Origin of the sequence: Akkermansia muciniphila, from assembly GCF_018709685.1 — a bacterium.
Classification (GTDB): Bacteria; Verrucomicrobiota; Verrucomicrobiia; order Verrucomicrobiales; family Akkermansiaceae; genus Akkermansia; species Akkermansia muciniphila_E.
In genome coordinates this window covers 114156-127837 of the sequence record NZ_JABDHQ010000006.1, presented here as the reverse complement: position 1 = coordinate 127837, position 13682 = coordinate 114156, and the positions used below count along the sequence as shown (strand labels likewise).

Here is a 13682-nt window from a genome sequence, read left to right as displayed (position 1 = left end):
CGTTTCCCCCGCTTTTCCCGCTCCGGAAAAAAGCCTTTTGAATGATTCACTTTACGGTTTCCGGGCATATTTGTCATACACGCGCCGTTTTCCCGGCAAAAAAGGACTGCCTCCGCCGCAGGAGCGGAGACAGTCCCTGAATAATGGTAAACCGGAAATTCCGGAAAGTTACTTGCCCAGGATGCCCTTGAAGTATTCCAGCGTTGTCGCCAGGCCTTCCGGCAGGGTGTGCTTGGGCTGCCATCCGGCGTTGCGGAGCTTGTCCGCGCAGGCGCGGGAATGCTTCACGTCGCCGGCGCGTTCCGGGGCATGGAGCACCTTGGAGGAGGAACCCGCGGCCTTGATGATGTTCTGCGCCAGTTCTTCAATGGTGATCTGGCCGCCGTACCCGGCATTGAACACGCCGGTGACTTCCGGGTGTTCCGCCACGAAGGTGAGGGCTCCCACGATGTCCTTCACGTAAATGAAGTCACGTGTCTGGGTGCCGTCGCCGTACACGGTGATGTCTTCTCCCTTGACGGCTTTTTCAATGAAGATGGGCACCGCGGCGGCATAGGCCCCCTTGGGGTCCTGCCGTGGGCCGAAGACGTTGAAGAAGCGCACGGCGGCCGTGTTGACCCTGCCTTCCGCCCGGAACATGTTGAGGTAGTATTCCCCGTCCAGCTTGGTGATGGCATAGGGGCTCTTGGGTTCCGGGTACATGGTTTCCAGCTTGGGCACCGTGGGGTTGTCCCCATAGATGGCGGCGGAAGACGCCAGCACGATTTTCTTGACTCCGGCGGCGGAAGCTTCCTCCAGCACGTTCAGAAGGCCGTTGACGTTGATGTCAATGCACTCTCCGATCTTGCTCATGGATTCCGGCACGGAGACGAGCGCGGCCATGTGGAAGATGTAGTCCACCCCCTGCACCGCCTGGCGAACCAGCTCCCGGTCGCAGATGGAGCCTTCAATGAAGGTGTGCTTGAGACCGTCCAGGTTCTTGAGGTAGCCCGTGCGCAGGTTGTCCAGCACGCGGATTTCCTCCGCCTTGTCCTGATAGTGTTCCACAATGTGGGAACCGATGAATCCGGCGCCGCCGGTTACGAGAATCTTCATGTGTTTTTTCCGATGTTGGTAGGTATTGATTAGTAGCGGTCCACAACGGCCTTCATTTCATCCATCTGCGCCTCGATGGATTCCACCAGGGCCATCTGCGTGCGGCAGCGGTCCAGGTTGTGTTCCGGACGGTGGATCTTGAAGTACACGTCTCCGGACAGGTAGTCCGTCAGGAAGCGGATGCCGCATTCCATCGTGAGCAATTTGCCGGAGAACGGCAGCAGGCTCTTTTCCAGAGGCGTCAGGAAGCTTTTGGCGGAGCTCAGGTAACCCTGCACCAGGGCCTCAAACATGAACATGCGCATGGTGACCTTGGAGGTGTCCTTTTCATCTTCCGCGGCGGGAGACGTGGCCGTGCGGATCATGTCCCCGAAGTCGTAGATGGCGGAGCCGGGCATCGTGGTGTCCAGGTCAATCACGCAGATGCCTTCCCCGGTCACGTCGTCCAGCATCACGTTGTTCAGCTTGGTGTCGTTGTGCGTGCAGCGCAGGGGCAGTTCTCCGGATTTCAGGTAGTCCACCACCAGATGGCAGTCCGCCTCACGGGAAAGGTACCAGTCTATTTCCTTCTGCACTTCCTTCACGCGGCCCAGGGGGTCTGACTGGATGGCTTCTTTCAGAGCCGCCAGGCGGGAGGTGGTGTTGTGGAAATCGGGAATGGTTTCAAACAGGGGTTCGCCGGGAAGGTCTGCCGTCAGCTTCTGGAACTCGCCGAAGGCGCGCGCCGCTTCCTGGCACTGCCTGGTGGTTTCAATCTGGTCGTAAGTGCGTGCACGTTCAATGAACGGGTACACGCGCCAGCAGTTGCCGTCCGCGTCCAGGGCGTATGGCTTGCCGTCCACGGAGGGAACCAGCGTGAGGGTGCGGCGGTAGGCTTCCGGGCACTGCTCCTCCTTCAGGCGCTTCAGGGCGTGGTCCGTCACGCGCTTCACGTTTTCCATCAGGGGGATGGGCTGCTTGAACACGTTGTGGTTCACGCGCTGGAGGATGTAGCGGATGCGCTGCCCCGCCTGGTCCACCCAGATGCAGTAGGTGTCGTTGATATGGCCGCTGCCGTAGGAGTAACCGTGGACGAAGTCGCCGCGGAGATCGAACAGGGATGATACAGCCTTGAGATCGTGCATGGGAAAAGGGGCTTAGTTGAGCTTTTCAGGGTACACGCCCTGCTTGATGAGTTTGTTGATGCCTTCCACGACCATGGGCTTGTCCCCGGGATAGGTCATCCCGAACCAGGTGGAGGAGGTGGGAAGAACGGCGCAGTCCGCGCGGTCTTCATGAATCAGGGCGTCCACCACGGTGGGAATGAAGCATTCGCTCTTGGGTTCCTGGCCATGTTCCTTCAGGAAGTCGATGAAGCGGTCTTCCGTCAGCTCAATGAAGGAGGGGGAGAAGAGCCAGAAGTTCATGGAAACCAGTTCGCCGGGGTCCACGGGCAGGCGTTCGCCCTTCAGGTTGTTGCCGCGCACCACGCCGTCTTCATCAGCCTGGATTTTCACGAATTCCTCCACGCCGTCCAGCAGGCCTTCCTTGATGGAACAGATGCCGCGGTTCACGTCCCCGTTGTCGGAGAGGGTGTTCTTCAGCGGATAGCCGATCATGCCGTAATGGGCCTTTCCGGGTTCATCCGTGGTGGTGGTCAGGAACTTGGCGGCCTGCACAAAGGCGTCCGCGCCGTAAAAGTCATCCGCATTCACCACGGCAAAGGGTTCTTTCACCACATTGCGGGCGGCGCGCAGGGCGTGGGCGGTGCCCCAGGGTTTTTCGCGGCCTTCCGGCACGGAAAAGCCTTCTGGCAGGTCGTCCAGGGACTGGAAGGCGTAATCCACCTCAATCTTGCCGGCAAAGCGGCTGCCGACCTTTTCCTTGAAAATGTCTTCAAAGTCACGGCGGATAATGAATACCACCTTTCCGAAACCGGCCCGGATGGCATCATAAACAGAGTAGTCAAGAACGACTTCACCGTTGGGACCCATCGGGTCAAGTTGCTTGAGACCGCCGTAACGGCTACCCATACCAGCTGCTAAAACAAGAAGTGTAGGCTTCATAATACGCGGGCCATTATGACCAAGCCTCCCCGTTTGGCAACTGGAAAATGCCGGAAAACCGGAGAAATCCGCCCGTTAAAAAACGTAAGAGCACCAAAGGCCCAGCACCACTTTTTTGAAATCATCCCGCCCGTAGCCGCAATACCACCCCAGGAAGGGCTCCACCCGCAGACTGCCGGAAACGGCCCACCGCACGCCCGTGCGCACCATCAGCTCCTTCAAGCCGTTTCTCCCCAGGTAATCATGGGAAAACCCCAGGGAAACCGTGTTTACCATGGCTACGGATTCGCACAGCAGAGGCTGCCACGTAACGCCCCACTGGGAGTACACCCCCTCCTGCCCGGAGTCATACAGGAAGGAGCCGCTGAACGACCAGGACGGCATGGGATTCCACTTGAGGGACAGGCCGGGCTCCGTTCCGCTTTTCAAGGGGCAGGAATCATACCACTGCCCGTTGACAAACAGGCCGGCCGTGCATTCGTCCGCCAGATAATACTGAAGCTCCCCGTGCAGGGTGGTCTGGCTGAAATTGCGCCCCTGCCAGTTGCGGATGGCAAAGAGTTCCCCGCTCACCGCCCATGAGTCCGACAGGGAGGCCCCGCCGGAAATCTGGCCTTCCACGGAATTGGGGCCCAGCTTCTCCCCGCGGTGGATGTAGTCCGAACGGTAGCCGCCCAGCAATTCACCCCCCATGCGGATGGGGGAACGGCCGTCCACCTCCGTCAGGGGCGGGGGTCCGTCATACCCCTGTACGGCCTGCACGGCGCAGCACAGGATGATGGGAAACAGCCTCATGAAGGCCTTTTAACACAATCTCCTGCACCGTACCAATGCCAAAACGGTGCATGCACGTTCTCCGGACTTGGCAAAAGGGGAATCTGCCCTTACCCTCTCGCGCATGATTCATTTCACCCTGTTCGGGATACCTGTTTACATCCGCCCCAGCTTCTGGGTGGTGCTGGCCATCTTTGGCGGCGCTCTCAGCATCAACAGTGTGGAAGGCCTCATTTACCCGGCCCTGTTCGTCATTGCCGGCTTCGTCGCCATCCTGTCCCATGAAATGGGGCACGCGCTGGTGGGCCGCAGGCTGGGCGGCGGCCAGCAGACGATCGTTCTGGAACTCTTCGGCGGCCTGACGAGCAGCCACGGCATGCAACTGACCCGCGGAGGAAGGGCCCTCATGATTCTGGCAGGCCCCATGATGACCCTGCTGCTGGGCGTCATTAGCCTGTGGATTACCTGGAACATCGTCGCCCCGGTCATGACCGCGCACAACCTGACCTTCTGGGACCTGGCCATCAGCCCCTTCACGGCGGCGGCCATCTCCCCCCAGCTTTACATCCTCTCCTGCCTCATCATGATCGGGGAATGGTGGACCATCCTGAACCTGCTGCCCATCTATCCCCTGGACGGCGGGCAGCTGATCGCCCAGTTCATCCGCTCTCCCAAAAAGGTGTTCATGACCGGGTTCATCACGGCCATCATTATCGGGCTGCTCAGCTTCCAGCTCTTCCACGGCTACTTCATTCCCATCTTCATGGCCCTCTTCGCCTTCAGCAACTACCGGGAATATAAGAACGCCCCTTTTTAATATTCCAAGCTTTCTCCGCGGGTTACGCCCGTTCCATTCAACATACCATCCAATATGTCTCAACAAACTGCAATCACGCCCACCCGCGCCCAGGACTTCCCCGAGTGGTACCAGCAAGTCATCAAGGCCGCCGACATGGCGGAGAATTCCGAGGTGCGCGGCTGCATGGTCATCAAGCCGTGGGGCTACGCCATCTGGGAACTCATTCAGAAGGACCTGGACCAGCGCTTCAAGGACACCGGCCATACGAATGCCTATTTTCCCCTGCTGATTCCGATTTCCTATCTGGAAAAGGAAGCGGAACACGCCGAAGGCTTCGCCACGGAATGCGCCGTGGTCACCCACCACAGGCTGAAAGCTCAGAAGGATGAAGCCACCGGCAAGACCCGCATGATTCCCACCGGGCAGCTCACGGAGCCCTTCGTCATCCGTCCCACCTCGGAAACCGTCATCGGCGCGGCCTTCGCCCGCTGGACGTCCAGCTACCGCGACCTGCCCCTGAAGGTGAACCAGTGGTGCAACGTGATGCGCTGGGAAATGAGGCCCCGCATCTTTCTGCGCACGGCGGAATTCCTGTGGCAGGAAGGCCACACGGCCCATGAAACCCGCGAGGAAGCCATTGAAGAAACCCTCACCATGCACAAGGTTTACGAGGACTTCCAGAGGGACGTGCTCGCCATCCCGACCATTCCCGGAGAAAAGACGGAAGCGGAACGCTTCCCCGGCGCGGAACAGACCTACACCGTGGAAGCCATGGTCCAGGACCGCAAGGCCATCCAGGCCGGAACCTCCCATTTCCTGGGACAGAACTTCTCCAAATCCCAGAATATCTGCTTTGCCGGGCGTGACAACACCCAGCAGTTCGCCTGGACGAGCTCCTGGGGCGTCTCTACCCGCATGATCGGGGCGCTCATCATGATGCACTCCGACGACGACGGCCTGGTCTGCCCGCCCCGCGTCGCTCCCCAGCAGGTCGTCATCATCCCCGTTACGCCCAAGGAAGAAAGCCGCCAGGCCATTCTGGACCACTGCGAGGAACTGGCGCGCACCCTCCGCTCCAAGACCTTCCACGGCCAGCCGCTCCGCGTGCTGGTGGACAGGCGCGACCTGGGCGGCGGAGCCAAGAAATGGGAATGGGTGAAGAAGGGCGTGCCCGTGCGTTTGGAAATAGGCCCCCGGGACCTGGAAAAAGGCTCCGTCTGCGTCCAGCGGCGCGACCAGCCCGTGAATGAAAAATCCTTCGTCCCGGAAACGGAACTGGTAGATACCGTTACGGACATTCTCCAGGACATCCAGGACACCCTGCTCCAGCGGGCCATCGCCTTCCGGGACGCCCACATCCGCCCCGCCTCCACCCTGCAAGAGCTGGAGGAAAACTTCTCCGGAGAAGGCGACGCCGACTGGCTCCAGGTGCCGTGGGACGGTTCGCCGGAAGAGGAAGAGGAGCTCGCCAAACGGCTGCGCATCTCCATCCGCTGCATCCCGCTCGGCGAACTGGGCCGCGGGGAGCCCGCCCCCTGCATCCTCACCGGCCGCATGACGGAACGCCGCGTCCTCTGGGCCAGAAGCTACTGATCCTCCCATTGACTCCCTTTCTTCACGGGACTGTTCCAAGGCAAGGAAAACGTGCCTTCCGGAACAGTCCCGTTTTTTATGGAAACAGGGAGCCCTTCATGATTTTCCGCATTCTTTCTGTAAAAACCTCTTCATTTCGGACGCCGCCCCCGCCCCGCCGTTATAAGGGATAAATACATGCTCTTCCGGTTCAGTGTGACCAAGCATAAATAGTTGAAAAGGTTGGAAATAGGTTGAAGAAGGTTGAAAGCCTTGAAATTACCAAGCTGTTGAGAGAAGACGAAAGGGTCACGGGAGCATTTACACACATAATTCCCTGAGAAAGGGTGAAACCTGAAATTCTGAAAGTGTCATTTGTCCCATGTGGACACCCTTCCCACTCTCTCTAGGCCGCCCATCCGCGTGGAGCGGTGAGGCGTCCGCGAAGGCTCCGCGGTTAGTTGGCGGGTGCTGCCAACCTGTCCCTGGCGATACGAAACAAATCCAATTCGTATCTGGAACAGGGAGCCGACGCCAACGAAGCGGACCGGAACGGCCTCGTCCCCCCGGTACCACGCTACCGGCATCAAGGGAAAACCTCAAATTACCTGCCTGCTCATTCAACACGACGCCCACGTCCACGCCATATGCAGGGGAACGGTTTCCATGCTGGACCACGCCAGGAACCGCCATAACACCGCCCAGGAAAAACTGCTGCTGGAACACGGGGCCAAAACAGCCGCGGAGCTGAAAGAGCAGCAGCCTGCCGCCCCTCCCAAGGGCGAATCGGAATGCCCGGCAAAAGCAGCCCGACTCTTTTCCATCCCCCTCCTTCCCAGAAGCGTCAGTTCTCTTTAAGAGGTATGGCAGCGTGTACCTATTCCGGTGAAACATGAATTTTTCTCTAAAAAAATCTTGCCAAATCCGGATAACCCTATATATTCTCTGCCACACGGACGCCGCAAGGCTCCGGTCATCCAAAGCGGATGTAGCTCAGGGGTAGAGCGCAACCTTGCCAAGGTTGATGTCGTGGGTTCGAATCCCATCATCCGCTCCATCTTTTTTATCCGGGGCCTGCTTCATTAAAAGCAGGCTTTTTTATTACCCCGGACAACAAGCCAAGTGCGGGAGCTCCCTCCGGAATTCCGCCGGAAGGAAAAGTCGGAGCAGACGCGTCCATTTTTTGTTCTTACCCGTATTTCTACACGGAACCGCCCCAGGAAACAGAAAATTGAGTGGGGACAACGGCACCGCTCAAGTGGCATTAATGGCGCCACTTTTTATTTTTTTGATTTCAAATCTATTCCAGATATTTTTCCATCATTTCATATTCAACAAATATTGAACATATTATGAAGTTTCAAAAAATGATATGCCTCCATTTCTCCATACAGAAACCTGCTTTGCAACAAAATAGGCCTGTTGACACCACAATGGCATTAATAATACACAGAATATACCAATTGAGAAGTTTTATACATTCCAAATTTCTCTTTCCAACCATTAAAAAAACATGAACATTCATCATCAAAACAGTTTCGTGCGGCAGCGCCCGCTCAACCTCTCCATCGTTCCCTTCCAGCCTGTCCGGAATAATCTTTCCAGAACGGCACGCCAAGAGAGCGACACGGTGGAATTATCCTACTCACATGGCAAGCCCTCCACTTCCGCGGACGTCATGACGCCCGTCTGCCGCGTCTTTCAGCTTCCGGAAACCGCGGAGGGAGCCGCGGAGGAAGCCAGGCATACGGTCACGGCCTCCGGCCAGGTAGACGATTCAGTCACAGTCACGGTGGACAGCAATACACAAAGTTCTTCCTCCGGTTCGGTCCACAACTTTTCACTGGAGTTCGGCAACCTTTCCGGCGGCTTTCATTGCCTTTTCGCAGAACACCACAACATCAATTATTATCCGGACCCTACGGGCAACATTTCTCTCATCAACGGCACGGTAGGCCCGTGTCCCCCCATCAGCATCATTCCGGATGAAAATGAAAAAGATGAATGCGAATGCTCCTGCGAAGATGGGGAGGGGGATCCAAGCGGCCCTCCCTCGGATTCACCCGCCCGCACCATGGCCGGGGTACCGGCTCTTGCCCTGAACAGCACCTCAGCCGGAGGACGGGTTTCCCGGCTGGCAACCTTGCAGTACATGCGCTGGTCCGCCTCCTTTGGCGTCTTCCGGGGGATGGGCGGCATTCCTTCAGGGCGCCTGGAGATCACGGGGTATCAGTATTCCAGCTCTCTGCTGACACCTGAAGGGCTGGCCTACCGCCATCCGGCAGCGTCCGCCGTCCTCGTTCCGGAAGGCGGAATTGCTCCCAACCAATCCTTCAGGGTTTATGAAGGGGGCAGCTTCACCAACTATGTGTGCGATGCCGACGGCCAGTCGGCATTCGGTATCGGTTCCACCTCGTCAGGAACAAACCGGGCACAATTCGTCAGGACCCTGAGCCGGGAGGACGCCGCCGTGACAGCATTGCGGGAAGCCAGCTACCTCCGGATATCCAAGGTGAACGGCTCCGCAACATTCTACCACCTGGCCACGGGGCTCTTTGCCGGATATATTTCTCCGCAGAATTCCCTGCTGACAGCGGAAGACGCGGAGAATTACCTGGTTCTGCTGAGAGAAGAAAACGGAAACCTCCGCCAGATATGGAACCTGTGGGACGGCCTGGCCGATATTGTCACTACGGAGAACGGCTATTGCATTTCCCTTTATCTTCCCTCCCGCATCACGGGCCTGGATCAGGCAACGGGGCTCTATACCGTGACGGGAGAACCGTTCAAAACTTTCACAGTCAGCGGAAATACAGAGGACAAAAGCCTTACGGTAACCGAACGGAGCCTGGCCCTTCCGTCCAGCGTGCCTCCTTTCACCACCACATGGACGCAAGTGGAGGGCGCCTGGCAGATTGCCCTTGGCGACGGAGAAGACGCCATCACGACCAGCTGCGTTAAAACAGAGCTTGAACCTCAAGGAACCTACCGGATTGTCACCACGGTCAGCAAAGGGGAATCCGTTGCTTCCAGGGTGGCGGAAGAATACTTGTCCCACCCCACGGGAGAACTTTTGCTCACTCGCACGGAAGGGTACGGCAGCCCGGAGGCCCAAACGACTTCCTATAAATACGATGATGCGGGACGCATGATTTCCGTCACCGCTCCGGATGGCGGAGCAACTACGTACCTCCATGACCGGAAGGGGCGTATTACCGTCATCACCACCCCCTGGGCCGGGGGGCAGGCGCAACTGGAGCAATTCACGTACCTGGATGATGGAAGCGCCTATAGCAATGAACCCAGCCAAGTGGATCTTAACATGGTGGACGCCTCAGGCATTCCGCACCTTCACCGCCGGGATCAATATTCCTATCGTGTAGCTGACCACATCAAGAGAGTGGAAAAACGCAGTACCGCCAACGGCCTCACCAGGCTGGAAGTAACGGAAACATGGCAGGGAGACGCGAGTAATACCTACGCCCGGGGACGGAGCCGGATGACGCAAGCGGCCAATGGGGTGCAAACCTGGTACGATTACACGGCAGCGACAGCCCACGGAGCGCTTTATTGCATCACCAGGGAAACGCGCCTCAATGGGGAGCCTGTAGCCGGACAAAGTAGGAAAAGCCTCCAGTATATCAGCCCGGAAGGCAATACGGTCCGGGAGGAAGAATATATCCTGGACAGCGAAGGGACATGGCGGCTGCTTTCCTCCGCTGATTACGAATTCGACGAACAGAACCGCTGGATCAAGCGCACGCGCAGCAACGGACGCGTAACGGAACGTGCATTAATGTGTGACGGCCGCCCCTTGTGGGAAAGGAATGAGGACGGCGTGCTGACCAGCTATTCCTACGACACTGCCAGGCAGCTCATTGAAACCATCCGTTCTGCAACGCCTGCTACTCCGGAAACCATCACCAGCTACAAGAGAGACGCTCTGGGAAGAATTCTTGAGGAAAGAACGGATACCGGCGCCATGTCCGCCACGCGCCGGATGGCCTGCGACCTGCTGGGGAGGCCAACCTTGTCTACAGACATCCTTGGACGCGCCACCACCTATGCCTACAGCGCGGACGGCTTGACGACCACCATGACTACCCCGGCCGGAGCAACATTCATTACGACCAATTACACGGACGGCAGCGTGGCTCACGAAGCCGGAACAGGCCAGAGGGAGCTCTATCATATTTATGACTATAATGGAGGCCGCGTCCGGGAAACCGTTAAGCTGGCCGACCAGGCGACCATCCTTTCCCAAAGGCTGGAAAACGGATTCGGAGAAATCGTCGTTGCCACAAGCCCTACTACGTTGAATAACACCTACCTTTATGAACGTACGGTCTATGATTCCAGAGGGCTGATCACGCAAAAGGGAACCGACGGGAAAGCCCCCGTCCTTTATTCCTACGACGGCTTTGGCAATCTGGTAAAGGAAACCCTGAAACTGGCGGCTTCCCCCACGGTGGAAAATTCCGATATTACGGAATACTCCCATACGGTGGAAAAGAGGGAGGACGGCATTTACCGGGTGACCGTCACTTCCCGCTGCAATGGAAACGGAGGAGTGTATGCAAAAAGCCAGGCTGAACTTATCTCGGAAAGCGCGTCTCTGGAAAGCAAGGTCGCCTCTGCCAATGCTCGCGGAGACGTCAGTATTTCATGGACGGAATACGGCGAAGGAACGGAGCGCTTTCAGAAGAAAACCGTTCCCGTCTCAGCCATTACGGCCGTGGCCGCCGTCACGGACGGCTTCACAGTATCGGACACGGACCATTCCGGGATCACGACGACCGTCAGCCGGACCTACACCGCTGATGGAATTACCTACACGCAGACTGACGGCCGCGGAAATACCGTAACCGCCATCTCCGACATGGCGGGACGCCAGGTCTCCGTTACGGATGCAGCGGGCAGCACAACCGCCACCGCCTACGACGCCCATTTTGACGAACCGTGCGCGATCGTTGACCATCTGGGCCATACCACCTGCTACCGTTACGACATCCGGGGGCGCAAGGCAGCACAGTGGGGCACGGGGGTCCAACCCGTTCTCTTCACTTATGATGAAGCTGGCAGGCTGACGGAAATGACGACGTTCCGCGCGGATGACCAGGAAATCACCACGGACCCTGCCGGACGAACGGACGGAGATGCCACCCGCTGGGAATATCATGATGCAACCGGGCTGGAAGTGAAAAAAACTTATGCGGACGGGAACACCATCATGCGCACTTACGATGCATTCAACCAGCCCGCAACGCGGACGGACGGACGCGGAGTCGTGACCACCTATGCCTGGGAATCCGCACGTGGGCTGCTTCTCTCGGAAAGCTACAGCGACGAAACGCCCGCCAGAAGGTATGCCTGGAATACGGTTGGCAAACTCATTGAAGCCGTGGACTCCTCCGGCGCCTGGAACATCTCCTACAACCAGTACGGTGAACAGGAAAGCAGCACCTGGACGGAGGAAGGAGTCATCCATCTGGTCTCCGAGCAGAGAGATGCCCTGGGACGCAGCTCCGGCCATACCTATTCCAAGGGAGGAATTCTCCAGCAGACAACGGGCATCGGCTACGGCGCGGACGGCCGCATCGCCACAGCCTCCTTCACGCACGGAGGCGCGGAACAAACCTTCTCCTACGGCTATCTGGAAGGGAGCAATCTGCTGCATACCCTGTCCCATCCCAACAATATCCTGGTCACGCGGACCTATGAAGAGCACCGCAACCTTCCCGTCTCCATGAACGCCACGAGAGGTACGACCGACGTCGTCCTGAGGAGATACGGCTATGATGCGGCGGGGCGCCCCGTAACCGGGAACTGCGCCAGAAAGGGAACCGCTCAGGCTGACGGCTTCAGCTATAACGGACGTGGGGAACTCATGGCCGCCAATCTTGGAACGGAAAACTACGGTTATACCTATGACAACATAGGCAACCGCAAAATAGCTCAGGAAATCGCCGGGGAAATCAGCTACGAGGCCAACAGCCTCAACCAATACACCGGAATCACCCACTCCACTCTCAACTCTCCACCTTCAACACTGGAACACCCCTTCTCTCCTGTTTATGATGCAAACGGGAACCAGACTCTGGTGAAAACGGGAACGGGAATCTGGTCAGTCACTTACAATGCGGAAAACCGCCCTGTAAGCTTCACGAGCCAGGATGGGCAGACCGTGATGGAATGCGCCTACGACTACATGGGCCGCAGAAACATGAAAAAAGTGACGGTTAACGGCTCTGTAACCCTGCACCAGCGGTATGTCTACCGCGGCTATTTACAGATTTCCTGTGTAGACGTGACCCGGAGCGGCCATCCGGCCCTGTGGCATATTACCTGGGATCCCCGGGAAAAAATCGCCACGCGCCCTCTGGCCATCCAGAAGAACGGAACCTGGTATACGTACGGATATGACCTGGCCAAGAATGTCATGGAGGTATTCAACACGCAGGGCACCATTGCCACGGCGTATTCCTATGCCCCCTACGGAGCCGTCACCGCGACCGGAACCGCCCAGCCCATTCAGTGGAGCAGCGAGTTTTATGACTCTGAAATCGGCATGGTTTATTACAATTACCGCCATTACAATCCCCTGGACGGCAGGTGGACCAGCAGGGATTCCCTCATGGAAAAGGGAGGGATCAATTTATACGGATTTGTAGAAGGACGGGTGCCATACACCACGGATTACCGGGGGAATACCGGATTTACCGATATCTTCCCGCCGGACGGCCCCCCTTATTTCAGCCCCCCGGAAGTGGATGAATGGCTCGGGCTGCCTGTAACAATAGACCTGGCCCTGAGTAACGACAAAATGGGCCGTCTTTTACAAAAAGCCATTACCAGAGGGGCCAATAGGATAACTGCCAGTTACGGCAGTCAAAAGTTCTGTGAATTGACCAGTGAAGCAATCACTAAGAAAGTTGAGAAAATAATGAGGGAAAGCAATTTCATGGATAACAATCTGGCTGAAATACGCATGAAAGTGGGCGATTACCAGGATGGCATCTCCCACACCGTTCAGGAAATGGCCGGAATATTTAAAGATTCACGTATTTCATCTACCATGTCATTTTCCATCAGTGCTGAAATGAATGTTCCCTTATGCAGTCTGGGAGGAAAGCAAGTAGGAGGAAAACTGGCGGAAACCCTTACCTGGTCCAAAGGGAATGCTCTGCTCTCCCCGCAGGATAGATTCCGCAGCAGGCTTGGCTTCGTGAGCCAGCAGGATTTCTCTGTCAGAGCCGGATTGACATTAATGGACTTGAAAATAGGCCGTGTTAATATAACTTGTGATTTATCTGCCGGGATCACCACTACGCAATGGAGGAAATTTGAATTTCCCGTATCAGGATCCGTCCAGGTTACGTACTCATTCTAACCACATT

Annotated in this window: 8 protein-coding genes and 1 tRNA gene; 5 read left to right on the top strand and 4 right to left on the bottom strand. The window is 57.2% G+C overall.

All coding sequences use genetic code 11. From position 1 onward, the window contains the following. Positions 1-168: 168 nt before the first annotated feature. From HHJ06_RS05820 to HHJ06_RS05805, 4 genes are all read right to left on the bottom strand, one after another. Positions 169-1095 (bottom strand): NAD-dependent epimerase/dehydratase family protein, encoded by a 927-nt coding sequence (locus HHJ06_RS05820; RefSeq protein WP_215428411.1) that lies wholly within the window; start codon positions 1093-1095, stop codon positions 169-171. 29 nt (positions 1096-1124) lie between these two features. Beyond that, positions 1125-2219, bottom strand: a complete 1095-nt coding sequence (locus HHJ06_RS05815; protein WP_215428410.1) for a phosphotransferase enzyme family protein — start codon at positions 2217-2219, stop codon at positions 1125-1127. Positions 2220-2231: 12 nt separating this feature from the next. Then, complete coding sequence (locus tag HHJ06_RS05810; RefSeq protein WP_286010591.1) at positions 2232-3140, bottom strand: nucleotidyltransferase family protein; 909 nt, start codon at positions 3138-3140, stop codon at positions 2232-2234. A 75-nt stretch (positions 3141-3215) separates the two neighbouring features. Further along, positions 3216-3935 carry a hypothetical protein gene (locus HHJ06_RS05805; protein ID WP_215428408.1) on the bottom strand — a complete coding sequence of 240 codons (720 nt, stop codon included), beginning with the start codon at positions 3933-3935 and terminating at the stop codon, positions 3216-3218. 103 nt (positions 3936-4038) lie between these two features. On the opposite strand from HHJ06_RS05805, the gene HHJ06_RS05800 reads away from it, so the two are divergent. From HHJ06_RS05800 to HHJ06_RS05780, 5 genes are all read left to right on the top strand, one after another. Then, positions 4039-4731 (top strand): site-2 protease family protein, encoded by a 693-nt coding sequence (locus HHJ06_RS05800; RefSeq protein WP_215428407.1) that lies wholly within the window; start codon positions 4039-4041, stop codon positions 4729-4731. Between the two features lie 54 nt (positions 4732-4785). Further along, a complete protein-coding gene (proS, locus tag HHJ06_RS05795) occupies positions 4786-6306 on the top strand; it encodes a proline--tRNA ligase (protein ID WP_215428406.1) in 1521 nt (506 codons plus the stop codon). 645 nt (positions 6307-6951) lie between these two features. Further along, a complete protein-coding gene (locus HHJ06_RS05790; RefSeq protein ID WP_215428405.1) occupies positions 6952-7143 on the top strand; it encodes a hypothetical protein in 192 nt (63 codons plus the stop codon). Positions 7144-7267: 124 nt separating this feature from the next. Beyond that, positions 7268-7342: transfer RNA gene (locus HHJ06_RS05785), tRNA-Gly, on the top strand. Positions 7343-7798: 456 nt separating this feature from the next. Further along, positions 7799-13675, top strand: coding sequence for an RHS repeat domain-containing protein (locus tag HHJ06_RS05780; protein WP_215428404.1), 5877 nt, complete (start codon positions 7799-7801; stop codon positions 13673-13675). The last annotated feature ends 7 nt before the right edge of the window (positions 13676-13682 follow it).

What these genes read in the sequence shown, in the direction of transcription:
- HHJ06_RS05820 (WP_215428411.1), bottom strand. Translation starts at nt 1,095, where the DNA reads ATGAAGATTCTCGTAACCGGCGGCGCCGGATTCATCGGTTCCCACATT.
- HHJ06_RS05810 (WP_286010591.1), bottom strand. Translation starts at nt 3,140, where the DNA reads ATGAAGCCTACACTTCTTGTTTTAGCAGCTGGTATGGGTAGCCGTTAC.
- proS (WP_215428406.1), top strand. Translation starts at nt 4,786, where the DNA reads ATGTCTCAACAAACTGCAATCACGCCCACCCGCGCCCAGGACTTCCCC.
- HHJ06_RS05815 (WP_215428410.1), bottom strand. Translation starts at nt 2,219, where the DNA reads ATGCACGATCTCAAGGCTGTATCATCCCTGTTCGATCTCCGCGGCGAC.
- HHJ06_RS05780 (WP_215428404.1), top strand. Translation starts at nt 7,799, where the DNA reads ATGAACATTCATCATCAAAACAGTTTCGTGCGGCAGCGCCCGCTCAAC.
- HHJ06_RS05790 (WP_215428405.1), top strand. Translation starts at nt 6,952, where the DNA reads ATGCTGGACCACGCCAGGAACCGCCATAACACCGCCCAGGAAAAACTG.
- HHJ06_RS05805 (WP_215428408.1), bottom strand. Translation starts at nt 3,935, where the DNA reads ATGAGGCTGTTTCCCATCATCCTGTGCTGCGCCGTGCAGGCCGTACAG.
- HHJ06_RS05800 (WP_215428407.1), top strand. Translation starts at nt 4,039, where the DNA reads ATGATTCATTTCACCCTGTTCGGGATACCTGTTTACATCCGCCCCAGC.